The organism is Enterobacter cloacae complex sp. IR5422 (genome assembly GCF_049238165.1).
Lineage (GTDB): Bacteria > Pseudomonadota > Gammaproteobacteria > Enterobacterales > Enterobacteriaceae > Enterobacter > Enterobacter roggenkampii.
Map to the genome: position 1 here is coordinate 1 of NZ_JBMKHT010000060.1, position 24,130 is coordinate 24,130.

Annotated in this window: 22 protein-coding genes and 1 tRNA gene; 16 read left to right on the forward strand and 7 right to left on the reverse strand. The window is 54.6% G+C overall.

The features are described 5' to 3' along the window. Together ACOTXT_RS20370 and ACOTXT_RS20375 are read left to right on the forward strand one after the other, a co-directional pair. A partial coding sequence (locus tag ACOTXT_RS20370) for a hypothetical protein (protein ID WP_421625425.1) occupies positions 1–1,797 on the forward strand: 1,797 nt, incomplete at its 5' end. Positions 1,798–1,829: 32 nt separating this feature from the next. Next, positions 1,830–2,216, forward strand: coding sequence for a tail fiber assembly protein (locus ACOTXT_RS20375; protein WP_421625426.1), 387 nt, complete (start codon positions 1,830–1,832; stop codon positions 2,214–2,216). Positions 2,217–2,235: 19 nt separating this feature from the next. Here the strand turns inward: ACOTXT_RS20375 and ACOTXT_RS20380 are convergent, their stop codons facing one another. Continuing rightward, positions 2,236–3,258: an acyltransferase family protein gene (locus tag ACOTXT_RS20380; RefSeq protein WP_421625427.1), complete on the reverse strand. Its 1,023-nt coding sequence runs from the start codon at positions 3,256–3,258 to the stop codon at positions 2,236–2,238. Between the two features lie 287 nt (positions 3,259–3,545). Between ACOTXT_RS20380 and ACOTXT_RS20385 the strand changes: the two genes are divergently transcribed. Continuing rightward, the gene (locus tag ACOTXT_RS20385) at positions 3,546–3,935 is read left to right on the forward strand and encodes a S24 family peptidase (protein WP_421625428.1); all 390 of its coding nucleotides are present in this window, start codon (positions 3,546–3,548) and stop codon (positions 3,933–3,935) included. Between the two features lie 6 nt (positions 3,936–3,941). Here the strand turns inward: ACOTXT_RS20385 and ACOTXT_RS20390 are convergent, their stop codons facing one another. The 3 genes from ACOTXT_RS20390 to ACOTXT_RS20400 all read right to left on the reverse strand — a co-directional run bounded on the left by ACOTXT_RS20390 (position 3,942) and on the right by ACOTXT_RS20400 (position 6,354). Continuing rightward, entirely contained in the window at positions 3,942–5,111 is a 1,170-nt protein-coding gene (locus ACOTXT_RS20390; protein ID WP_421625429.1) for a tyrosine-type recombinase/integrase, read from the reverse strand. Positions 5,112–5,274: 163 nt separating this feature from the next. Beyond that, a tRNA-Arg gene (locus ACOTXT_RS20395) sits at positions 5,275–5,349 on the reverse strand. 75 nt (positions 5,350–5,424) lie between these two features. Continuing rightward, positions 5,425–6,354, reverse strand: a complete 930-nt coding sequence (locus ACOTXT_RS20400) for a formate/nitrite transporter family protein (RefSeq protein WP_055321857.1) — start codon at positions 6,352–6,354, stop codon at positions 5,425–5,427. 315 nt (positions 6,355–6,669) lie between these two features. Here ACOTXT_RS20400 and mlaA point away from each other — a divergent pair, with 315 nt between their 5' ends. Continuing rightward, positions 6,670–7,422 (forward strand): phospholipid-binding lipoprotein MlaA, encoded by a 753-nt coding sequence (gene mlaA / locus ACOTXT_RS20405; protein WP_008502619.1) that lies wholly within the window; start codon positions 6,670–6,672, stop codon positions 7,420–7,422. Between the two features lie 44 nt (positions 7,423–7,466). Here mlaA and fadL read toward each other — a convergent pair whose 3' ends face one another. Then, positions 7,467–8,750, reverse strand: coding sequence for a long-chain fatty acid transporter FadL (gene fadL, locus ACOTXT_RS20410; RefSeq protein ID WP_008502618.1), 1,284 nt, complete (start codon positions 8,748–8,750; stop codon positions 7,467–7,469). A gap of 372 nt (positions 8,751–9,122) precedes the next feature. On the opposite strand from fadL, the gene ACOTXT_RS20415 reads away from it, so the two are divergent. The 4 genes from ACOTXT_RS20415 (at position 9,123) to sixA (ending at position 13,836) form a co-directional block, all read left to right on the forward strand. Then, the gene (locus ACOTXT_RS20415) at positions 9,123–9,407 is read left to right on the forward strand and encodes a YfcZ/YiiS family protein (protein WP_008502617.1); all 285 of its coding nucleotides are present in this window, start codon (positions 9,123–9,125) and stop codon (positions 9,405–9,407) included. 276 nt (positions 9,408–9,683) lie between these two features. Beyond that, complete coding sequence (fadI, locus tag ACOTXT_RS20420; protein ID WP_021241580.1) at positions 9,684–10,994, forward strand: acetyl-CoA C-acyltransferase FadI; 1,311 nt, start codon at positions 9,684–9,686, stop codon at positions 10,992–10,994. Further along, entirely contained in the window at positions 10,994–13,141 is a 2,148-nt protein-coding gene (gene fadJ, locus ACOTXT_RS20425; RefSeq protein ID WP_063453072.1) for a fatty acid oxidation complex subunit alpha FadJ, read from the forward strand. Before fadI ends, fadJ begins: the two co-directional genes overlap by 1 nt. 209 nt (positions 13,142–13,350) lie before the next feature. Continuing rightward, a complete protein-coding gene (sixA, locus tag ACOTXT_RS20430) occupies positions 13,351–13,836 on the forward strand; it encodes a phosphohistidine phosphatase SixA (protein WP_014884683.1) in 486 nt (161 codons plus the stop codon). A gap of 46 nt (positions 13,837–13,882) precedes the next feature. On the opposite strand, the gene smrB is transcribed toward sixA, so the two are convergent. Then, positions 13,883–14,434 (reverse strand): endonuclease SmrB, encoded by a 552-nt coding sequence (smrB, locus tag ACOTXT_RS20435; protein WP_008502613.1) that lies wholly within the window; start codon positions 14,432–14,434, stop codon positions 13,883–13,885. Between the two features lie 145 nt (positions 14,435–14,579). On the opposite strand from smrB, the gene prmB reads away from it, so the two are divergent. From prmB to ACOTXT_RS20465, 6 genes are read left to right on the forward strand one after another with little or no spacing between them, the layout of a single operon-like run. Then, positions 14,580–15,512 carry a 50S ribosomal protein L3 N(5)-glutamine methyltransferase gene (prmB, locus tag ACOTXT_RS20440; RefSeq protein WP_008502612.1) on the forward strand — a complete coding sequence of 311 codons (933 nt, stop codon included), beginning with the start codon at positions 14,580–14,582 and terminating at the stop codon, positions 15,510–15,512. Positions 15,513–15,572: 60 nt separating this feature from the next. Continuing rightward, the gene (aroC, locus tag ACOTXT_RS20445) at positions 15,573–16,658 is read left to right on the forward strand and encodes a chorismate synthase (protein ID WP_055321853.1); all 1,086 of its coding nucleotides are present in this window, start codon (positions 15,573–15,575) and stop codon (positions 16,656–16,658) included. A 2-nt stretch (positions 16,659–16,660) separates the two neighbouring features. Further along, positions 16,661–17,485: a penicillin-insensitive murein endopeptidase gene (gene mepA, locus ACOTXT_RS20450; protein ID WP_008502610.1), complete on the forward strand. Its 825-nt coding sequence runs from the start codon at positions 16,661–16,663 to the stop codon at positions 17,483–17,485. Then, positions 17,485–18,294 (forward strand): sulfite exporter TauE/SafE family protein, encoded by an 810-nt coding sequence (locus ACOTXT_RS20455; RefSeq protein WP_008502609.1) that lies wholly within the window; start codon positions 17,485–17,487, stop codon positions 18,292–18,294. Before mepA ends, ACOTXT_RS20455 begins: the two co-directional genes overlap by 1 nt. After that, the gene (locus ACOTXT_RS20460) at positions 18,294–18,839 is read left to right on the forward strand and encodes an elongation factor P hydroxylase (RefSeq protein WP_008502608.1); all 546 of its coding nucleotides are present in this window, start codon (positions 18,294–18,296) and stop codon (positions 18,837–18,839) included. Before ACOTXT_RS20455 ends, ACOTXT_RS20460 begins: the two co-directional genes overlap by 1 nt. 13 nt (positions 18,840–18,852) lie before the next feature. Then, positions 18,853–19,128, forward strand: coding sequence for a YfcL family protein (locus ACOTXT_RS20465; RefSeq protein WP_008502607.1), 276 nt, complete (start codon positions 18,853–18,855; stop codon positions 19,126–19,128). A gap of 91 nt (positions 19,129–19,219) precedes the next feature. On the opposite strand, the gene mnmC is transcribed toward ACOTXT_RS20465, so the two are convergent. Further along, positions 19,220–21,217 (reverse strand): bifunctional tRNA (5-methylaminomethyl-2-thiouridine)(34)-methyltransferase MnmD/FAD-dependent 5-carboxymethylaminomethyl-2-thiouridine(34) oxidoreductase MnmC, encoded by a 1,998-nt coding sequence (gene mnmC / locus ACOTXT_RS20470; protein WP_055321852.1) that lies wholly within the window; start codon positions 21,215–21,217, stop codon positions 19,220–19,222. 158 nt (positions 21,218–21,375) lie between these two features. On the opposite strand from mnmC, the gene fabB reads away from it, so the two are divergent. Next, positions 21,376–22,593: a beta-ketoacyl-ACP synthase I gene (gene fabB / locus ACOTXT_RS20475; RefSeq protein ID WP_008502605.1), complete on the forward strand. Its 1,218-nt coding sequence runs from the start codon at positions 21,376–21,378 to the stop codon at positions 22,591–22,593. Positions 22,594–22,800: 207 nt separating this feature from the next. After that, entirely contained in the window at positions 22,801–23,979 is a 1,179-nt protein-coding gene (locus tag ACOTXT_RS20480) for an MFS transporter (protein ID WP_055321851.1), read from the forward strand. Positions 23,980–24,130: the final 151 nt, after the last annotated feature.

The following is a 24,130-nucleotide window of genomic DNA, read 5'->3' on the forward strand; positions in this document are numbered from 1 at the left end:
CGGGTCTGGCGGCGTTTACTGGAAAACTCACTGTCGGCAAAAGTCAGTTGCTGGCTCATCCGGTTACTCATTCTGGGTTCAGGTTACAACACGATGATCTCACATCTCGGACTTATTCGCACCTTCCCTGGAGCAATTCCTCTCGAAACTGATCTGCTCAATACAAACAAATACGCAATGCTTGGTGTTGCCAAGCTGGCATCTTCTTTAATGGGCGGGAATACTTACGTTCACGGCCTTGCATGCACACCATCAAGCCCGGCCTCGATGGTGGTGAATGTGGCTGCAGGACAGATTTATAGCCTGCAAAATATCGATGGCACTGCGTATTCATCTCTTCCTGCTGATACGACACATAGCATTCTAAAGCAGGGCTATATCCTTGACGCTCAGCAATTCACACTGACTGCGCCTTCAACATCCGGATATAGCATTAACTACCTGATCCAGGTGACTTACTCTGATATCGACGGTGGTTCAACTGTCCTTCCTTACTACAACGCAAGCAATCCCTCAGTTGCGTGGAGTGGTCCGAATAACAGCGGCACTGCGCAATATACTGTTCGGCAGGGAATTTGCACTGTATCACTTAAGGCCGGAGTTGCTGCCACAACCGGAACGCAGATAACACCAACGCCTGATACTGGTTGCACTGGCCTCTACGTCATTACGGTGGCTCAAGGGGCGACCACAGTCACAGCAGGAAATATCACCACCTACGCAAATGCACCATTCCTTCCACAGGGCGGTATTGTAGACGGAATCCAGCGCAATACTATGCGTTATGCAGCTGATACTGGCGTCGCAAATGCATATGTAGTGAATATTAATCCTGGAATATTAACCCTGTCAGATGGGATGGAGGTTAATTTCAAGGCTGCAAATGCTAACACAGCATCAAGCACCTTGAATGTTTGTGCTCTTGGCGCTTTCCCGGTGCTGAACAAGTTTGGTCAGACATTAATTAGCGGTGAGATCGCTTCAGGTAGCCACGTCACAGTTAAATGGTCTTCTGCAGCATCTTCATGGTTCATCCTTGATAGTACAAGCGCTGTGCCAACTGTACCTACCGCTGCTCCGGGAACCAACACGACGCAAGCAGCAAGTACTGGGTTCGTAGGTGCGGCAATTTCTGCAGTATCTGGTCGTCTGCTTGGCGCTCCTCTTATTTTTACCTCTTCAGGGTCTTATACACCGTCTGCCGGCGCTAAGGCGATAATTGCACAGGTGGTTGGCGGCGGAGGTGGAGGGGGTGGTACGCCAGCAACCTCTTCTACACAGAACTCTGTGGGTGGTGGTGGTGGTGGTGGTGCAATTGCTGTGTCATACATTCCAGTTTCTTCACTGACATTGCCGGTATCAATAGCAGTGGGAACTGCTGGATCTGGCGTCGTAGGGGCAGCGGGAGTTAAAGGTGGAGATACTTCTTTTGGGTCGTATCTTACTGCAGGTGGAGGAAGTGGAGGCCTGCTAGGCACAGCCGCAACTTCCGGCTCACCTTACGTATTGCAGTGTGCGGCTGGCGGTGTGGCCACAGGAGGCAATATCTACAACTCAGGCGGCTGCCCGGGTGGTCAAGCAACATATATTACTATTTCTGCTGGCATATCAGGATTTGGCGGCTCAAGTCCATTAGGGGGCGGTGGAGGCGTAGGTGGTTCGACCGCCTCAGGTGGCTATACAAACGGAAAGGGACCTGGAGGCGGCGGAGCCGGGTCTGCAGCAGGCTCTAGCGCATCAGCACAAATGGGTGGGGCTGGAGTTGGTGGAATCGTAATGATCTGGGAGCTTTCATAATGGGAAAATACGCACTGGTCGAAGGCGGGGTAGTGAAAAACATCATTGAATGGGAAGGGCCAGACGCCTCTCCCGTAGACTTTGGGAAGGGGGTGGTAGCTATAGGATATGATGAAAAAAATCTGGCAGGTATAGGATATACATATAAAGATGGCGTTTTCACTGCGCCGCCAGCTACAGAAGCTGAGATTAAAAATCAGAAAGAAATGGAGAGGCTAAATAATTCTGCCGCAAAAGAATATTTAATGTCAGAGGCAAGTCAGAAAATATCCGTGTTACAGGACGCGGTTAATCTATGCATGGCAACTGATGAGGAGGGAGTTGCGCTCCCACTCTGGAAGGAATACAGAGTTTTGTTATCAAGAATTAACGCAGACACTTCAGGGATTATCGCATTCCCCCAGAAGCCCGGCGCTTAACATCAAGTAAGGTCGCTCATTATCTTATGAGCGACTTTTGCAACCTATGCCTGTAATTTTCGATAGGTTTTTCAATTAGAGCAAATATTAACCATCCCGCAAGGGTTGACATAAGAATAGAGGCGGCCATAGCTAATGCGTTATTAGGATATAACTTTGACATTTCAGTAAGGAAAAACCAGTGAAACAGATATATTGAAAAACTTTTATTCCCTATGTTTCTCATGGCACTGCTTGAAAAGAAATTACTATAAATACCGCAATCTCTTACCGCTAGTAAGATTAAGCAACCCCATACAATGCTCAAAGATAAAAAGCTAGATGGCAAACCCCCTATGATAACCCTGCCGAAAAGAAAGTATGATACTGCTGGTATGATCACAGCGACTCCAAAAAAACAGATGGATATCTTAAGCCCGTTTCTTCTTTTACCACCACTGATATTCTGAGCCATGTAAGATGCTATAATCCCGACCAAGAAGCTAGGGATATACCAATGTGTATAAATAGAGTTGTCAGGCGTACGGGATGGAGGAAAAAATTCTCGTAAAACGATTATAGCAATAATGGCAAGCACGATCACAGGTAGCAAACCATGCCTTTTATGAACGGGGGTTAAGATTAAAATAAAAAATGGAAGGATGAAATAGAATTTGAATTCAACGGGTATAGTCCATAAGTGCCCATAACCCTGCTGAAATGTAGCTATTTTCGCAAGGTCATAAATATCAAAATAACCAGCCGAATAATAAAATAAGCATGCCAATATGAAAATAGGGATTATTCGGAAAAATCTCCCTATAGAATATTCCAGCAAGCTTTTTCTCGTTAAACCATTTTTGATAAATTTGTTTGTTAAAAGAAATGAACTGAGTACGAAAAATAACCACACGCCTATTTTGCCAGTACCTCCTAAAAAAGGCCTTGTTGCTGGTAAAAACATAACAAGAGCATGAGCAAACATAACAATCATTACAGCCAGCCCCCGAATCCCATCGGCTGCCGGAAAATGATTTACTGGGGTAATATTTTTCTCGGTCAAGATTGCACCACTCTCATCAGGCTAACGATTTTCCGCATACTTTGATTACTTAACTGCACAACGTCAAATACAAAAAATAAAAAACTTTTTTCTGGCTATAATTTAGCCGCCTTTTCTTTAGCATGCTACATAAAGGTTAACTTGAAACTAACCAGTAACTATCTTCATCGAAAGAAAGAAACCACTTTACCATCAAACACTTTACAAATCTGTTAGTCATATCACCTTGATCAGCGAATCCGTTGCATAATACTGTATATAAACACAGTAATAACCGGAGGTGCATCATGGGATTTCCATCGCCAGCAGCAGACTACCTTGAAGAACGTATATCACTCGACAAGCGCATCATAACCAGACCGGCAGCAACGTACTTCATGCGAGCCGGTGCGACGCACTATCGGGAAGGCATTCTCAGTGGTGCGCTGCTTGTTGTAGACGCATCACTGAGCCCTTGTGACGGATCACTGCTGGTTTGCACTGACGAAGGTGAGTTCCGCATTAAACGGTATCGCACCCACCCGCAACCGCATCTGGAGAATCTGGAGAATGGAAAGCGAGAGAGGTTGCCGGACAAGAATGAAGCATCAGACACATCGCGGCCAGTGTTCGGAGTGATCACCTACATCATCAACGATGCGCGTTCTGGTGAGTTTGATGATTGTCCGGTGATGTAGGTGGCGTTATGCCACCCTCTCATCTAACCAATCTGCCCACCACTGCATCATTTCGCGACGCGTATCGAGATACTCTGCATGGTTGTACACTGAGCGAGTTCCTCCGCTAACGTGCGCCAGCTGCATCTCTATCGCGTCTTTGTTCCAGTGCTTCTCGTTAAGAACGGTGCTGAACTGGTGGCGCATGCCATGACCGCTTGTCTGGCCTTCATAGCCAATGCTGCGTATCACTCCGAGCACGGCATTTTCACTGATAGGCTTCTTCCTGTCAGTTCTTCCAGGGAAGCACAGCTCATACTGACCAGTGATTTGTTGCAGGAATTTGAATAGTTCGATAACCTGGTCTGACATTGGAACCACGTGTAGCTTCCTGCCTTTCATGACCTCCGGGTCAACGCTGATTAACCTGGTTTCGTAATCAATTCCCGTCCATACCAGCGAACGCAATTCAACTGTGCGCATGGCCGTATAGTGAAGAATCTGCGCCGCAATCTTCGATACAATCCACCCGCCATACGCGTTTAAAGCACGCTGGAATTCGTGTATGCGGTGCATAGGAAGGAAAGGATAGTTCTTCTTTCTATATCCTTTCATCGCCCCTGCTAGGTCTCTGGAGGGGTTGTATTTAGCCCGGCCAGTTATGATCGCATAACTGAACACCTCACCACACCTTCTCCTCGCTTTGTCAGCGCGTTCCATTGCGCCCCTGTCTTCAAATATCCTGATGACCTTCAGCAGTGTCATGGGCTCCACATCATCCATGCGCAAGTGTCCGATGACTGGAAGTATGTCGTCAGTGAACATGCTCATCATCTCGTCAGCATATCCCTTAGACCACACCTTTGATTTATGCGCATGCCACTCGCGGAAGATATCACCGAACGAGTCAGCAGCTTCCTCTTTCACTCTCTTCTTTAATGCCTGCTTCTGCTCGGCCGGATCAACGCCAGTCAGCAACTTCATTTTTGCTTCTGACTGTTTCGCCCTGGCTTCAGTGAGGGAGATTTCAGGGTAGGGCCCAATGACCAGTGTCTTTTCCTTTCCATCGAACCGGTAACGCATGCGCCACACCTTTTTACCTGATGGCGGAACGAACAGAAAAAGCCCTCCGGCATCTGCGAGGCGATATGATTTTTCCGCAGGTTTGGCTGCGTCAATTTGCTTTACCGTAAGCATGTGGGCATAAATCCGTGGTCATTTTGCAGTGTGCCCACAATATGCCCGCAATAGTTCGGCGTAGTCAATCCATGTTGGGTAATGTGCGGTAACGTCGACCGCATTGTGCGACAATGATATCAAGGGTTTTGGTAATGGCGGGAAATGACGAGTAATGAAGAAATGGTGTCCCCTGCAGGAATCGAACCTGCAACTAGCCCTTAGGAGGGGCTCGTTATATCCATTTAACTAAGGGGACGAGGCGGCACGAGTATAGCGTCATTTACACTTTGCGTTAAGCGCATCGCCGCCTGACTGCTCAAAGAGTCACCATTCAGGACGATTTTTTTGTCGATTTATCATCACTTTCCCGCGCTTTAAGCTCCGCTTTGCGTTTGTTCGACATGTCGTTACGGATTTGGGCATGGCTTAACAGCGCGAAGATAAACGTTCCGCCGCAGATGTTTCCTGCTAGTGTCGGCAGGGCGAACGGCCAGAAAAAGTCGCTCCAGTGAAGCGTACCGTTAAAGACCAGATACAGTATTTCTACGGTACCGACCACAATATGCGTGGTGTCAGCCAGCGCAATCAGCCAGGTCATCAATATAATCACCACAATTTTGGCGCTCCCTGCTGAAGGAAACATCCAGACCATCGTAGCGATAATCCAGCCAGAGATGATGGCATTAGAGAACATTTCGAACGGGGTGTTTTTCATCACATCCATGCCGATTTTTACAAATGCGTCCCGGGTGGGTTCATCAAAGATCGGCATGTACTCAAACGCCCAGGCCGCGATGCCCGTGCCGATGATATTACCCAGCAGGACGACGCTCCACAGACGCATCAATAAACCGAAGTTGCCGAGGGTAGGGTTTTGCATCACCGGCAGAACGGCGGTCACCGTGTTTTCGGTAAACAGCTGCTGGCGGGCCATGATGACAATCACAAAGCCGAAGGTATAGCCGAGATTCTCGAGTAAAAAACCGCCCGGCACACCTTCCAGCTGAACATGAAATATCCCTTTGGCGAGCAGAGACGCGCCCATTGAGAGCCCTGCGGCGATAGCTGACCAGAAGAGGGCCATGGCATCGCGCTCCATCTCTTTTTCACCGTCCTGGCGTATATGCTCATGGATGGCCATCGCGCGGGAAGGGAGGCGATCTTCATCAATTTCTATTTTCTCGCCACGCGCTTTCTCCTCGCTTTCAATTTCAAGTTCCTCATCGCTCTCGCCAATTTTTTCTTCGCCCACGTCTTTCATATCTGCTCCCGGAGGTTGATCTTTCTGTTAAGCGTAGCGGCTTTTATCGGGATGCCTGTGGGGATGCTCTTAAATTGGCGGCAATGACAACAAAGGTGATACATCTCTTTCAAAGACATTATAAAATTGCCAGCGAAACGAATTCCAAAAGCCAGGCTATGCTGAGATCAGAGTCACGGTGATTACTGCCCGTAATTGTGCTCATAGACATCGGTAAACGTGCTGTTACAATCGCTTGCACGTTTACAGACGGAGCATCAACGGCTCCGTTACGGATGGCAATCAACGATAGCCATACTGAACAGGGAGATATTTATGAAACTTCGGCTGTCGGCGCTTGCGCTTGGCGCGACGATGCTTGTGGGCTGCGCCAGCTCCGGGGAGCAAACGGGACGCTCCGATCCTCTCGAAGGATTTAACCGCTCCATGTATAACTTCAACTACAACGTGCTGGACCCGTATGTGGTTCGCCCGGTGGCAGTGGCATGGCGCGATTATGTTCCCCAGCCCGCGCGTAACGGGTTAAGTAACTTTACCAGCAACCTCGAAGAGCCTGCGGTAATGGTGAACTACTTCCTGCAGGGCGACCCGTATCAAGGGATGGTGCACTTTACCCGCTTCTTCCTGAACTCCATTCTGGGGATGGGCGGCTTTATTGACGTGGCAGGCATGGCGAACCCGAAACTGCAGCGTGAGCAGCCGCACCGTTTCGGCAGCACAATGGGACATTATGGCGTCGGGTACGGTCCGTACATGCAATTACCGTTCTACGGTAGTTTCACCCTTCGTGATGACGGCGGCGATATGGTTGATACGCTGTATCCGGTTCTGTCGTGGCTGACCTGGCCGCTGTCGGTGGGTAAATGGACGGTGGAAGGGATAGAAACCCGTGCGCAACTGCTCGACTCTGATGGCTTACTGCGCCAGTCTTCTGACCCGTATATTATGGTGCGAGAAGCGTACTTCCAGAATCATGACTTTATTGCTAACGGCGGTAAGCTGAAACCGGAAGAGAATCCAAACGCGAAGGCGATCGAGAACGAACTAAAAGATATCGATTCGGAGTAAATAAAAAAGGTGAGCAATGCTCACCTTTTTCAATTCCTGCGCGATTAGAACGCGTAGTTGAAGTTCGTACCGAACAGCCAGGCTTTACCTTCAGAGGTAAACTCGTAAGGGCCTTCCTGGAACGTCACTTTCTGACCGTGCATATAAGATACGCCCGCATCGATAGATGCATTCTCGTTGAACGCATAAGTCGCGCCTGCACTTATCCAGAAGCGGTCCTGATCCGGAATGGAAATGGAACGCTTGTCTGCCGGAACCGGGCTGTCGTCAAATGCGATACCGGAGCGGAAAGTCCAGTTTTTATCGTAGTAGTAGGTGGTACCCAACGCAATACGATAAGCGTCGTGGAAGCTTTCATCCTTATAGAACAGCGTTTGACCATTGCTTCCGGTCGCTTTCAGCTCCTGGAACTGGCTCCAGCTGGTATAGGCCAGGCTGTAGTGGATCGCCCATTGCGGTGCAACGCGGTTATAACCGGAGACTTCCCACATTTCTGGCAAATGCAGTGACAGCGAACCTGGAACGGTCTGGTTTGACGTTCCCCAAGGAATGGTGGTACCCGCACCAGGAACCACGTTGTTCACAGGCTTCAGGATGCCGCTCTTGTAATCGCCGTCGAAGTCAATTTTCACTTCGGAGCGATAGGTCAGGCCCCAACGGTTGTTTTTGTCCAGCTCGTACAGGATACCGGCGTTCCAGCCATAGCCCCACTCATCACCTTCAAGGCTGGCAATTTTGTTGCTGTTTTTTGGCAGGCGAGCAGTTTGCTCCCCGGAGTAACGTTCAATTTTGGCATCGGCGTAGACGGCATCAAAGCCCAGACCAAAGCTCCAGTTGTCGTTCAGGCGATAAGCACCACTCAGGTTCAGGTTCAGCGTAGTAAGGTCTGTTTTACCGCCGTATTCACCAGCCGGGTAGTTGCTATTGAACTCGGTAGCAAGCCCGTAGTTAGAGGTTACGGATGCTCCCCAGCCAAACTGTTCATTGATAGGCGCAACGAAGTGCAGGTTAGGGACCCATGCTGTTGGGGCAATATTGTCCGCTTTAAGGCTCGCACCCGTGTAAGGCGACTTGCCAGAAATGTTGACATCAGGATCGATATAAACCGCACCGGCAGAGAAGGTCGGACGATCAAACATCATGATCAATGCGGGGTTACGACTTGCGTTACCCGCATCATCAGCAATAGCGCCTTCCCCTGAATACGCGCGGCCAAGGCCAGAGGAAGAAAATTCGTTTAACTGAAAGCCCGCTGACCATGCGGAAGTGGAGACGAGTGCCACTGCGACTGCCAGCGCAGTCTTGTTGAACAGGGTTTTCTGGCTCATGACCATAACCTCATTGAGTTATTTTTATTCAATAATTGTTACATACCGTAACAGGAGCGCGAAGTGTAGGGTCTGAGGTATGACAGACAAATCAGACCAGTGGCCAGAGTATAGGTCCGACCAGCCTGAATGTTGCAAGTTTGTTTATTAATATTTTCAAACATGTTTCGTGAAACGAGATCTGGTTGGCAAAATTGTGACCATCGCGACTCACCCAAAAGGGTGGTTTTTGTTTTAGATCATTTTTTAGTGTGATATTGGTCACTTATCCGATTTTGCGCCATTAACGGCTGGAGAGAGCCCGCGCCGGGGCGTAAAATATCAGCATCGTGTTTATCTCGCGCGCTGCGCGAATACAGAGGAAATTGAGCTATGAGTAAATGCAGTGCTGATGAAACCCCGGTTTGCTGCTGTATGGATGTTGGCACCATCATGGACAACTCCGATTGCACCGCGTCTTACAGCCGTGTGTTCACCAACCGCGCCGAAGCGGAAGAGACCCTGGCCGCGCTGAGCAAGCGTGCGCGTGATGTTGAATCCGAGCCGTGTGAAATCAAGTCGACCTTTACCGAAGTGGAAGGCGGCGTGAAGCTGGACATCGACTTTGTTTTTGCCTGTGAAGCTGAAACGCTGATTTTCCAGCTGGGTCTGCGTTAATTTCTGCGGCCTGATGCCCTCACCCCGACCCTCTCCCACGGGAGAGGGCGCAAGCATTAAAAACGGTAACCTACGGGTTACCGTTTTGCTTTTACCTTGCGCACCCGGCAACATACCGCACAAATGCCCCTGCCATGCAGGGGCATTTTCTTTTTCTTCTCTGTGTTTTAGCTCGCACTTTTTCGTTTCACCGATTGGCTGAATGTAAAAAAATGGTTAAGACTATTATCAGGTCAGACCACTTAGTGTTTGCGAATATTTTTACAGGGGAGTGTTATGAGTCAGGCATTACCGCTTATTACCCGTCAGGGCGATCGCATTGCCATAGTCAGTGGATTGCGCACGCCATTTGCGCGTCAGGCAACGGCGTTTCATGGCATACCGGCCGTCGACCTGGGGAAAATGGTAGTGGGGGAGATGCTGGCTCGCAGCGAAATTCCGCCGGAGGTCATCGAACAGCTGGTCTTCGGCCAGGTCGTGCAGATGCCTGAAGCCCCCAACATTGCGCGGGAAATCGTCCTCGGTACCGGGATGAATGTTCATACCGACGCCTACAGCGTCAGCCGCGCCTGCGCAACCAGTTTCCAGGCCGTGGCTAACGTCGCCGAAAGCCTGATGGCGGGCACCATTCGCGCCGGGATAGCGGGGGGAGCGGACTCCTCTTCGGTACTGCCGATTGGGGTCAGTAAAAAGCTGGCGCGTATCCTGGTCGATGCCAACAAAGCCCGCACGACGGGTCAGAAGCTCAAACTCTTCTCGCGTTTACGTCTGCGCGATCTGATGCCTGTTCCCCCTGCCGTCGCGGAATATTCCACCGGCCTGCGCATGGGCGACACCGCCGAGCAGATGGCCAAAACCTACGGCATTACGCGTGAACAGCAGGATGCGCTGGCGCATCGTTCACATCAGCTTGCGGCAAAAGCCTGGTCGGAAGGCAAGCTGACCGATGAGGTCATGACCGCCTATATTCCTCCCTATCGCGAACCGCTTGCGGAAGATAACAATATTCGTGGCACGTCAACGCTTGCGGATTACGCCAAACTGCGCCCGGCGTTTGACCGCAAGCACGGCACCGTGACGGCGGCGAACAGTACGCCGCTGACGGACGGGGCTGCCGCCGTGATCCTGATGACCGAATCCCGTGCGAAAGAGCTGGGCATTACTCCCCTGGGCTATTTACGCAGCTACGCCTTCACCGCCATTGACGTCTGGCAGGACATGCTGTTAGGTCCGGCATGGTCCACGCCGCTGGCGCTGGATCGCGCGGGGCTGACGCTGGCTGATTTAACCCTGATTGATATGCACGAAGCGTTTGCCGCGCAAACCCTGGCAAACGTCCAGCTGCTGGCAAGCGAGCGTTTCGCACGTGATGTGCTGGGCCGCGCGCATGCCACGGGTGAAGTGGATCAGAGTAAATTCAACGTGCTGGGTGGCTCTATCGCCTACGGTCATCCGTTTGCCGCTACAGGGGCGAGGATGATCACGCAAACATTACATGAACTCCGTCGCCGTGGCGGTGGGTTTGGCCTTGTTACCGCCTGTGCGGCGGGCGGCCTTGGCGCAGCAATGGTTCTGGAGGCTGAATAATGGATATGCCATCTGCATTTAATCTGACGGTTCGCCTCGATAACGTGGCCGTTATCACTATTGATGTGCCTGATGAAAAGATGAATACCCTGAAGGCCGAATTTGGCGTTCAGGTGCGCGCGATGCTAAAGCAGATCCGCGAGAACAAAGCCATTCGCGGCCTGGTGTTTATCTCTGCCAAACCCGACAACTTTATCGCCGGGGCGGATATCAACATGATTGCCCGGGCGCAAAGCGCGCTGGAAGCCGAAGAGCTGGCGCGTCAGGGCCAGCAGGTGATGTCGGAGATCAACAGTCTCCCAATCCCGGTCATCGCAGCGATCCACGGTGCGTGTCTGGGCGGTGGGCTGGAGCTGGCGCTGGCCTGCCACAGCCGCATCTGTACTGACGATGCGAAAACCATTCTGGGCCTGCCGGAAGTGCAGCTGGGCCTGTTGCCAGGTTCTGGCGGAACGCAGCGTCTGCCGCGGCTGGTGGGCGTCAGCACGGCGCTGGAGATGATCTTAACCGGTAAACAGCTGCGTGCCCGTCAGGCGCTGAAAGCCGGTCTGGTCGATGACGTCGTGCCGCAGTCTATTTTGCTGGAGGCCGCCGTTGAGCTTGCGCTGAAAGGGCGTCAGGCAAAACGTCCTCTGCCGGTTCGCGAGCGCGTGCTGGCCGGTCCGCTGGGTAGAACGCTCCTGTTCAATATGGTGGGCAAAAAGACCGAGCAAAAAACCAAAGGCAATTACCCGGCGGCAAAGCGGATCCTGGACGTGATCGAAACCGGGCTGTCGCAGGGCAGCAGCAGCGGCTATGCCGCGGAGGCCAAAGCCTTTGGTGAACTGGCGATGACGCCGCAGTCACAGGCATTGCGCAGCATCTTCTTCGCCAGCACTGACGTCAAAAAAGATCCCGGCAGCAAGGCGGAGCCTGCGCCTCTGCGTGCCATTGGCGTACTGGGTGGGGGGCTCATGGGCGGCGGTATCGCTTTTGTTACCGCCAGCAAAGGCAAATTGCCGGTACGCATCAAAGACATTAACCCTAAGGGAATCAACCACGCGCTGCAGTACAGCTGGCAGAACCTTGATCAAAAGGTCAAACGCCGCCATATCAAGGCAAGCGAGCGTGATAAAACCCTGGCAATGATCTCCGGTACGACGGATTACAGCGGTTTTGCGCACCGCGATCTGGTGATTGAAGCCGTGTTTGAGGATCTGGCCCTTAAGCAGCAGATGGTGGCAGACGTTGAGCAGCATTGCGCCCCGCATACCATTTTTGCCTCCAACACGTCGTCATTACCGATTGGCGATATCGCGGCGAAAGCCGCGCGTCCGGAGCAGGTGATCGGGCTGCACTTCTTTAGCCCGGTAGAAAAAATGCCGCTGGTGGAAGTTATTCCACACGCGACCACCAGTCCGCAAACCATCGCCACGGTAGTCAAACTTGCGAAGAAGCAGGGTAAAACGCCGATCGTGGTCGCAGATAAAGCCGGCTTCTACGTCAACCGTATTCTGGCGCCTTATATTAATGAAGCCATGCGGCTGCTGACGGAAGGCGAGAAGATCGAGCACGTCGACGAGGCGCTGGTAAAGTTTGGTTTCCCCGTTGGCCCAATCCAACTTTTGGATGAGGTGGGAATAGACACCGGCACTAAAATTATACCTGTGCTGGAGGCAGCTTATGGCGATCGTTTTAGCCCGCCTGCAAACATTGTTTCTGCAATTTTGAAGGACGATCGCAAAGGCAGAAAAAATGAACGCGGTTTCTATCTTTACGGCGCGAAAGGGCGTAAAAGCAAGAAACAGGTCGACCCTTCGGTTTATGGGCTTATTTCGACCACCGGTCAGGGAAAACTGTCTGCCGTTCAGTGCGCTGAACGTTGCGTGATGATGATGCTCAATGAAGCGGCGCGCTGCTTTGGTGAGCAGGTGATCAAGAGCGCACGCGATGGCGACATCGGCGCGGTATTTGGTATTGGTTTTCCGCCGTTCCTTGGCGGCCCGTTCCGTTACATGGATACACTCGGCGCGGGTGAAGTGGTTGCCATTTTGCAACGTCTGGCCTCGCAATATGGCCCACGGTTTACACCGTGTGACGAATTATTGCAGATGGCGGAACGGGGCCAGACATTTTGGCCTGCACGGGAAACTGATTTCGTAAACTGAAGTCAAAGAAGGGTAAATCCTGAGGTGAATGAACCTGTTCTGGCGATTTTGTAAACAGAGATTGACTATACTTACGCCATTGAGGTAAAAAACAGCGTTTCATTCATCGAATGGATCAGGCACAATGCCCGGCCATCGGGTTTTCTACCTCTTAGCATTTATCGCGGGTAGTTAACGCCGGTGATTCTGGTTAACAAAAGCGGTGCAATATGCAAGTTTTCATCATGCGTCACGGCGACGCGGCACTCGATGCCGCCAGTGACTCAGTACGTCCTTTAACCGTCTGTGGCTGCGACGAATCCCGTCTGATGGCAACCTGGCTTAAAGGTCAAAAAGTGGACATTGAACGCGTTCTTGTGAGTCCGTTCCTGCGTGCAGAACAGACGCTGGATGTGGTAGGGGAGTGTATGAACCTGCCGTCCAGTGTGGATGTTCTCCCCGAACTGACACCATGCGGTGATGTCGGCCTTGTCAGCGCTTATCTTCAGGCGCTGTGCAATGAAGGTGTCGCTTCCGCACTGGTCATTTCCCACCTGCCGCTGGTCGGCTATCTGGTATCTGAGCTGTGCCCGGGCGAAACGCCGCCTATGTTCACCACTTCCGCGATTGCCAACGTCACCCTCGACGAAACCGGCAAAGGGGTCTTCAACTGGCAAATGAGCCCGTGCAACCTGAAGATGGCAAAAGCGATCTGACGTGACGTGTGACAGGGCGGGATGCTATATCTTTCCCGCCCTTCTGTCAGGGCAACTCTGGCGGCTGCCACTCCTCAACTTCAATCAACACCAGCAAGGCGGCATCTCCGCCGTACTCTTTCGGTGCCTGATGAAACGCCATTACGTGTGGGTGCTGAGCCAGCCACAGCGGCGTCTGTTGCTTGAGGATATGTTTCCCGTGGCCATGCATCACGCAGGCGCAAAAAACATGTTCGCGGCGACAGGCGGCAATCAACGCCCCCAGCTCCTGTTTCGCCTGCATTTGCGTTAAGCCGTGCAGATCCAGAAACAGCTCCGGCGAATAATCTCCCCGGCGTAACTTTTTCAGTTCGAAATGGCTGACGTCCTCGCGCACGTATTTCACCGCGCCCTGGGTATTAAGCAGCGGCTGAAACTCGTCTGAAAAGTAGTGGCTGTTATCGGCCTGCTCCTGCAGCAGCCGTTTGACCGGAACTTCGCTGATTTTTTTACGCTGCGGGCGATGAACTATCGTGTCCTGCGCGATTTTCCGCGTCCCGGTCATCAGCTGTCGGAAGAGCGCCTGATCCTCCTCGCTGAGCGATGTTTTCTTTTTCATTCGTCATTCTCATCTCGTATTTCCGATAGTGTACCCGACTAAACGCATTTTTTAACCTCAAGCGGTACGCGTCATTGCTGATTTATCGCCGTCTTCATGGCAAACTAGCCGCCGAAAATTATGCGAGCATGCCCTGGAGGAAAGAGTGGATAAAATATTTGTCGATGAAGCAGTAAACGAGCTGCATACCATACAGGACATGTTGCGCTGGTCGGTTAGCCGCTTCAGCGCCGCCAATATCTGGTACGGACACGGTACCGACAACCCGTGGGATGAAGCCGTGCAGCTGGTGCTGCCGTCCCTCTACCTGCCGCTGGATATTCCGGAAGACATGCGCACCGCGCGCCTGACCTCTAGCGAAAAACACCGCATCGTTGAGCGCGTAATCCGTCGCGTCAACGAACGCATCCCGGTCGCCTACCTGACCAACAAAGCCTGGTTCTGCGGCCACGAGTTCTATGTCGATGAACGCGTGCTGGTGCCGCGCTCGCCGATTGGTGAGCTGATTAACAACCACTTTGAAGGCCTGATCGGCCATCAGCCGCAGCACATTCTGGATATGTGTACCGGGAGCGGCTGTATCGCCATTGCCTGCGCTTACGCCTTCCCGGAAGCGGAAGTGGACGCGGTTGATATCTCCACCGACGCGCTGGCCGTGACCGAGCACAACATTGAAGAGCACGGCCTGATCCATCACGTTACGCCAATTCGCTCTGACCTGTTCCGCGATCTGCCGACGCTGCAGTACGATCTGATCGTCACTAACCCGCCGTACGTCGATGCGGAAGACATGTCCGATCTGCCAAACGAATACCGTCACGAGCCGGAGCTGGGTCTGGCGTCAGGCTCTGACGGCCTGAAGCTGACCCGCCGCATTCTGGCCTGCGCGCCGGATTATCTGACCGACGACGGCGTTCTGATTTGTGAAGTGGGCAACAGCATGGTACATCTGATAGAGCAGTATCCGGATGTGCCGTTCACCTGGCTTGAGTTCGACAACGGCGGTGACGGCGTCTTTATGCTGACCAAAGCGCAGCTGCTCGACGCGCGCGAACACTTCAGCATCTATAAAGATTAATCCAGCGGGCTTCGGCCCGTTTCACAACGCTCAAACACAAACAACAACATCGGAGCCGTGATGGCAGGAAACAGTATTGGACAGTTATTCCGCGTGACCACCTTTGGCGAGTCGCACGGGCTGGCGCTGGGCTGTATCGTTGATGGCGTACCGCCAGGCATCGAACTGACCGAAGCCGATTTGCAGCATGACCTCGACCGTCGTCGTCCGGGCACCTCTCGCTACACCACGCAGCGTCGCGAGCCGGACCAGGTCAAAATTCTCTCCGGCGTCTTTGAAGGCCGTACCACCGGCACCAGCATTGGTCTGCTAATTGAAAACACCGATCAGCGCTCCCAGGACTACGGCGCCATCAAGGACGTGTTCCGTCCAGGACATGCCGACTACACCTACGAACAAAAGTACGGCTTTCGCGACTATCGCGGCGGCGGGCGTTCTTCTGCGCGTGAAACCGCGATGCGCGTGGCGGCTGGCGCCATTGCTAAGAAATACCTGCAGCAAAAATTTGGCATCGTGATCCGCGGCTGTCTGACCCAGATGGGCGACATTCCGCTGGCGATCAAAGACTGGGATCAGGTCGAGCAAAACCCGTTCTTCTGTGCGGATGCCGACAAGCTGGACGCGCTGGACGAACTGATGCGCGGTCTGAAAAAAGAGGGCGACTCCATTGGGGCGAAAGTCACCGTCGTGGCCGACGGCGTCCCGCCAGGCTGGGGCGAGCCGGTATTTGACCGTCTCGATGCCGACATCGCGCACGCGCTGATGAGCATCAACGCGGTGAAGGGCGTTGAGATTGGCGACGGTTTTGACGTGGTATCCCTGCGCGGCAGCCAGAATCGCGACGAAATCACGAAAGCGGGCTTCCAGAGCAACCACGCGGGCGGCATTCTGGGCGGGATCAGCAGCGGGCAGCAGATTATTGCCAATATCGCGCTGAAGCCAACCTCCAGCATTACCGTGCCGGGCCACACGATTAACCGCGATGGCGAAGAAGTTGAGATGATCACTAAAGGACGTCACGATCCGTGCGTGGGGATCCGCGCGGTGCCGATCGCAGAAGCGATGCTGGCGATCGTGCTGATGGATCACTTCCTGCGTCAGCGCGCGCAGAATGCGGATGTGACGACCACCATTCCACGCTGGTAAACATGAAAAAAACCGCAATTGCTCTGCTGGCGCTGCTTGCCAGTGGAGCCAGTCTGGCCGCCACGCCGTGGCAAAAAATCACCCATCCGGTGGCGGGGAGCGCGCAGTCCATCGGCGCCTTTTCCAACGGCTGTATCGTCGGCGCGCAGGAACTTCCGCTGCAATCGGATACCTATCAGGTGATGCGTACCGACCAGCGTCGTTACTTCGGCCACCCGGATCTGGTGCTGTTCATCCAGCGGCTGGGAAACCAGGTGCATAATCTGGGGTTGGGCACGATGCTGATCGGCGATATGGGGATGCCTGCCGGCGGGCGTTTTAATGGTGGACACGCCAGTCACCAGACCGGACTGGATGTCGATATTTTCCTGCAGCTGCCTAAAGCGCGCTGGAGTTCAGCCCAGTTGCTGAAACCGCAGGCGCTGGATCTGGTGTCGAGCGACGGTAAGCGCGTTGTGCCCTCACTGTGGACGCCGGATATCTTCAGCCTGATTAAGCTGGCGGCAAAAGATAACGACGTCACGCGGATCTTCGTCAACCCGGCTATCAAGCAACAGCTCTGCCTCGATGAGGGAACCGATCGCGACTGGTTGCGCAAAGTGCGCCCGTGGTTCCAGCATCGTGCGCACATGCACGTTCGTCTGCGCTGCCCGGCGAATAGCCTGGAATGCGAAGATCAGCCGCTACCGCCGCCAGGCGATGGCTGTGGTGCGGAACTGCAAAGCTGGTTTGAACCGGCAAAACCTGGAACCTCTAAGCCTGAGAAGAAGACACCGCCTCCGTTGCCGCCTTCCTGCCAGGCGCTACTGGATGAGCATGTACTTTAATGGATAATTTCGTCGATCTGTTTATGGTGTCACCGCTGCTGCTGGTGGTGCTGTTCTTTGTGGCTATGCTGGCCGGTTTTATTGATGCCCTTGCGGGCGGCGGCGGGCTATTAACCGTACCCGCGCTGCTGGCGGCGGGCATGAGCCCGGCGCAGGCGCTTGCCACCAACAAGCTGCAGGCCTGCGGCGGCTCGCTCTCAGCATCGCTCTATTTTATCCGCCGTAAGGTGGTGAGCCTGGCCGACCAGAAGCTCAATATCCTGATGACCTTTATCGGTTCCACGTCGGGCGCGCTGCTGGTTCAGCACGTGCAGTCGGATATTTTGCGCCAGATCCTGCCGGTTCTGGTCATCTGCATCGGGCTTTATTTCCTGCTGATGCCGAAGCTCGGCGAGGAAGACCGTCAGCGTCGTCTGCACGGCCTGCCGTTTGCGCTGATTGCCGGGGGCTGCGTCGGCTTTTACGACGGTTTCTTCGGCCCGGGGGCAGGCTCGTTTTACGCGCTGGCGTTTGTGACGCTGGCCGGATTTAACCTCGCCAAGTCGACCGCCCATGCCAAAGTGCTCAACGCGACCTCGAACGTCGGCGGCCTGCTGCTGTTTATCATTGGCGGCAAGGTTATCTGGGCAACCGGGTTTGTGATGATGGCAGGGCAGTTCCTGGGCGCGCGCGCAGGCTCGCGTCTGGTATTAAGCAAAGGGCAAAAGCTGATCCGTCCGATGATCGTTATCGTCTCGGCCGTGATGAGCGCCAAACTTCTTTATGACAGCCATGGACAGGAGATCCTCACCTGGTTGGGGATGCACTAATGAACAGTACGCATAAATATGAACAGCTGATTGAGATCTTTGACGGCTGTTTTGCTGACGATTTTAATACCCGTCTGATTAAAGGCGACGACGAACCGATCTATCTTCCTGCTGATGACGAGGTTCCGTATAACCGCATCGTCTTTGCGCACGGCTTTTACGCCAGCGGTTTGCACGAAATTTCGCACTGGTGCATCGCCGGAAAAGCGCGTCGCGAGCTGGTGGACTTCGGTTACTGGTATTGCCCGGACGGGCGAGACGCCGCGACGCAGGGGCAGTTTGAGGATGTGGAAGTGAAGCCGCAGGCGCTGGAATGGCTGTTCTGCGTGGCGGCGGGTTTCCCGTTCAACGTCAGCTGCGACAACCTCGAAGGGGACTTCGAGCCAGACCGTATTGTCTTCCAGCGCCGCGTGCATGCGCAGGTGATGGAATACCTTGAGAAAGGCATCCCGGCACGTCCGGCGCGCCTGATCGAGGCCTTACAGAATTATTACCACACGCCGGCGATTGCGGCGGAAAGCTTCCCTTGGCCGGAAGATCTTTAACAGAGGAAAGAAGATGATCGCAGAATTTGAATCACGCATTCTGGCGTTAATTGATGACATGGTGGAACACGCCAGCGATGATGAGCTGTTCGCCAGCGGTTATCTGCGTGGTCACCTGACGCTCGCGGTAGCCGAGCTGGAAGCAGGTGACGATCACTCTGCCGACGCTGTTCATGAGGAAGTGACCCGCAGTCTGGAGAAAGCCATTCAGGCCGGGGAGCTCTCTCCGCGCGACCAGTCACTGGTGCTGGGCATGTGGGACAACCTGTTCCAGCAGGCTAAACGCTAAGTCATTGTTTTTCGCCCGGTGGCGCTGCGCTTACCGGGCCTGTGAATATCCCCTCTCCCTGTGGGAGAGGGTCAGGGCACCAGGCCGCACCTTACTTAACCATTTTCCCCTTCAGCAGTTTCCTTACCCACAAGCGATTCGGATTCAGTCCCGCAAGCGTAACCCTGTCCAGCGGAATTGGCTCGTCGCTCATTTGCGCGGCTAATACTTCAGCCAGCAGCGGCGCAGAGCACAGCCCACGGGAACCCAGCCCGCCCAGCATAAACAGCTCCGGATACACCGGTGCGGCCACCGCCGTTTCCTTGTTTTCAGCCAGATCTTTATAGGCCGCAAGCGTCGCGTCATAGTCCGGCGCGTTGCCCGCCATCGGCAGATGATCGCGGGTGGCGCAGCGCACGCCGCAGCGCGCGTCACCCTCGCTGACGTCAACCTCTTTCGCCCACGCCGCATCCGGGAAACAGTCAATCAGGCGCTGGCGGTTTTGCGCCTGATCCGCTTCGCTATAGCGCATATCCGTTTCGCCACGATGATAGCTGGCCCCGATGCAGTGATGGCCGTTAGACGGATTTTGCGGTGTCAGATAGCCGTCATAGCACAGCACCTGGCGCAGTTTGCCGAGCGCAGGCGCGGTGGGGATATGGCTTACCTGGCCGCCGACCGGATAAACCGGCAACGCTGCTGTCTGGATAAACTGGCTGATGTGATGCCCGTTGGCCAGCACAACGCTGGCATGGCTCGCCTCCTTGCCATCAGCAAAACGCAGATCCCAGCGTTCTGTCCGGGTGAACGATTCCACCTTGTGGGCATACCGCACCGTCAGCCCTTGCGACTGCGCCAGGGCAATGACCGCCGCGGTCAGTTCGGCCGGGCACAGCCAGCCGCCGAGCGGGTACTGAATGCCCCCGCATCCGGTTTCTACGCCAGCGGTGTCCGCCACCACTTGCGCACTGACCGCGCGGGCAATCTCTTCCGGCAGGCCCAGCGACAGCATCTGCGCGATCTTCTGCTGGCTCTTCTCATCCCAGCCGAGCTGCGTCACGCCACACCAGTCGTGGTCGAATGCCACTGGCAGCGCGTCGTACAGGCGGCGGGCGAAGGTAAAGGCCGCGGGGAAAAACTGGAACAGGGCCGGATCGTGTGCGCTTAAAAGCGGATAGAGCGCGCCCTGGCGGTTGCCGGATGCGCCGCTGGCGGGCGCGTCGTCAGCGCAGTAGAGCGTGACCTGCCAGCCACGCTGGAGAAGGGCGAGCGAGAGCAGGGCGCTGGCGATCCCGCCGCCAACGATCGCCACGTCGCGCGATGCGCTGGCGCGGCGCGCAAACCAGGGCGTCTGAGCGGGGATGTCCAGCGTCTGCTCCATCCTGCCGACAAGCATGTCGCGCTTGCGGCCAAAGCCTTTGGTCTTCTGCATGGTAAAGCCCGCCTCCTGCAGCCCACGGCGGACAAAGCCCGCCGAGGTGAAGGTGGCAAGGGTAGCCCCAGGGCGCGCCAGCCGCGCCATCGCGTTAAACAGATGCTGGCTCCACATGTCCGGGTTTTTGGCAGGGGCAAAACCGTCCAGAAACCACGCGTCGACCTTCTGATTCATCGAATCATCGAGCCTGTCGGTCAGGTCGTTGATGTCGCCGAGCCATAAGTCCAGCGTGACGCGTCCACCGTCCAGAATCAGACGGTGACAGCCGCCGATGTGGGGCGGCCACTGCGCCTGAAGCTGTTCTGCCCAGGGCGCAAGCTCCGGCCAGCGCTGGTGGGCAAGCCGCAGATCGTGCGCGGTGAGCGGGAATTTTTCGAAACTGATGAAATGTAATCTTTGTAGCGTAGCCTCAGGGTGAGCAGCGTGGAACTGATTAAACGCCTGCCAGAGGGTTAAAAAATTCAGACCGGTGCCGAATCCACTTTCCGCGACCACAAACAGGCTCCGCGGGTGCGCCGGGAAGCGGGTGCTGAGCTGGTTTCCGTCGAGGAAAACATAGCGAGTTTCTTCGAGTCCGTTATCATTAGAAAAATAGACGTCATCAAAATCTCGGGAAACAGGTGTACCCTCAGCGTTGAATTCGAGGTTGGCGGGTTGTATAGCGTTTTGTTTCACGTAAGTTACTCGTCTGACAGGCAGTGGCACGATCTTAACGATGTGAGTCCATCGGTGCAAATTTCCGCAGAAAATGTCTGATCGGACTTGTTCGGCGTACAAGTGTACGCTATTGTGCGACTCGAAACTTACTATAGTGCGACTTACAGAGGTATTGAATGAAACGTGCAGTGATTACTGGCCTGGGCATTGTTTCCAGCATCGGTAATAACCAGCAGGAAGTCCTGGCATCTCTGCGTGAAGGACGCTCCGGGATCACTTTCTCTGAAGAGTTTAAAGATTCAGGTATGCGTAGCCACGTATGGGGTAACGTCAAACTGGACACCACCGGTTTGATTGACCGCAAAGTGGTTCGTTTCATGAACGATGCCTCTATTTATGCTTATCTCTCCATGCAGGAAGCGATCAAAGATTCCGGCCTGAGCGAAGAGGTTTATCAGAACAACCCGCGCGTGGGTCTGATTGCCGGCTCCGGCGGCTCATCTAAAGCGCAGGTATTCGGTGCTGACGCCATGCGTAGCCCGCGTGGTCTGAAAGCGGTAGGTCCGTACGTGGTCACGAAAGCCATGGGTTCTGCGGTTTCCGCGTGCCTGGCGACCCCGTTCAAAATCCACGGTGTGAACTACTCCATCAGCTCCGCGTGTGCGACTTCCGCACACTGTATCGGTAACGCTGTTGAGCAGATCCAGCTGGGTAAACAGGACATCGTATTTGCTGGCGGCGGCGAAGAGCTGGGCTGGGAAATGGCCTGCGAATTCGACGCGATGGGCGCACTGTCCACCAAGTACAATGAGACCCCGGACAAAGCCTCCCGTACCTACGATGCGCACCGTGACGGTTTCGTTATCGCGGGCGGCGGCGGTATGGTTGTGGTTGAAGAGCTGGAGCACGCTCTGGCACGTGGCGCGCACATCTATGCTGAGATCGTGGGCTACGGCGCAACGTCCGACGGCGCCGACATGGTTGCTCCGTCCGGCGAAGGCGCGGTGCGCTGCATGAAGATGGCGATGCACGGTGTTGATACCCCAATCGACTACCTGAACTCCCACGGTACTTCTACGCCGGTAGGTGACGTGAAAGAGCTGGGTGCGATCCGTGAAGTCTTCGGCGACAACAGCCCGGCAATCTCCGCGACCAAAGCCATGACCGGTCACTCTCTGGGTGCGGCTGGCGTACAGGAAGCGATCTACTCTCTGCTGATGCTGGAAAACGGCTTTATCGCGCCAAGCATCAACATCGAAGAGATGGACGAGCAGGCTGCTGGCCTGAACATCGTGACCAAACCAACGGACGCGACGCTGACTACCGTCATGTCCAACAGCTTCGGTTTCGGCGGCACCAACGCCACGCTGGTCATGCGTAAGCTGAAAGCATAAGTTTTATGTTTGATTCGAAAGGGGAGCCATAAGGCTCCCTTTTTTATGCATTGACAAGCGGCTGATCTCACAGGCAAACTTCACCACTCAACATTATCCTCACGATAATGCGTAAGCGTTTAACGTCAACCAACGCACCTTAATCCTGATAATCAGGTAGAGGGGGCGTGGCATTTCCCCGCCTTACTCTTCATTTCGGAGTAAAGCATGACTGCAGTAACTCAAACAGAAACAACCCCTTCAGCGAACGTCTCGCTGTTCCGTATCGCCTTTGCGGTATTCCTGACCTATATGACCGTTGGCCTGCCGCTGCCGGTGATCCCGCTGTTCGTACACCAGGAGCTGGGCTATGGCAACACCATGGTCGGCATCGCCGTGGGTATCCAGTTTTTAGCGACGGTTTTAACCCGCGGCTACGCCGGACGGCTGGCGGACCAGCACGGTGCCAAACGTTCGGCGCTGCAGGGCATGTTTGCCTGCGGCCTGGCGGGCGGCGCATGGCTGCTGGCGGCTCTTCTGCCGGTCGACGCGGCGTATAAATTTGCGCTGCTGGTGCTGGGCCGTTTAATCCTGGGCTTTGGTGAAAGCCAGCTGCTGACCGGCACCCTGACCTGGGGAATGGGGCTGGTGGGGCCAGCACGTTCCGGCAAGGTGATGTCCTGGAACGGCATGGCCATCTACGGCGCGCTGGCCGCCGGGGCACCGCTTGGGCTGCTGATCAACAGCCAGTTCGGTTTTGCGGCGCTGGCTGCCACCACCATGGCGCTGCCGCTGGCGGCATGGGCGTTTAACGGCTCGGTGCGTAAGGTGCCCCCGCACAAAGGCGAGCGTCCTTCCCTGTGGAGCGTGGTCGGCCAAATCTGGCAGCCGGGCCTGGGCCTGGCGCTGCAGGGCGTGGGTTTTGCGGTGATTGGGACGTTCGTCTCGCTCTATTTTATGAGCCGCGGCTGGGCGATGGCCGGTTTTACGCTTACCGCGTTTGGCGGCGCGTTTGTGCTGATGCGCGTCTTCTTCGGCTGGATGCCGGATCGCTTTGGCGGCGTGAAGGTGGCGGTGGCGTCGCTGGTCATTGAAACCATCGGTCTTCTGCTGTTGTGGAATGCACCCGTGGCATCCGTTGCGCTGCTTGGTGCGGCGCTGACCGGCTGCGGCTGTTCTCTGATTTTCCCGGCACTCGGTGTAGAAGTGGTGAAGCGCGTGGCTCCGCAGGTGCGCGGGACGGCGCTCGGCGGCTATGCGGCGTTTCAGGATATCTCATACGGGGTAACCGGGCCGCTGGCCGGGGTGTTAGCCACCTCGTTTGGCTATCCGTCCGTCTTCCTGGCCGGTGCGGTTTCCGCGGTGGTGGGGATCGTGGTGACGCTGGTGGCGTTTCGCAGAACGTGAGTCGTTGTTGCCGGGTGGCGCTGCTGTATGACCGGATACATAGGTGACAGATCAGACCGGGAACATAGGTAACACTTTTAGTCTATCCGCACCACACTCTGGGTTTTTCGGTCGTAGTACGCAAGCGTTATTCCGTTGAAGATGATGGCCT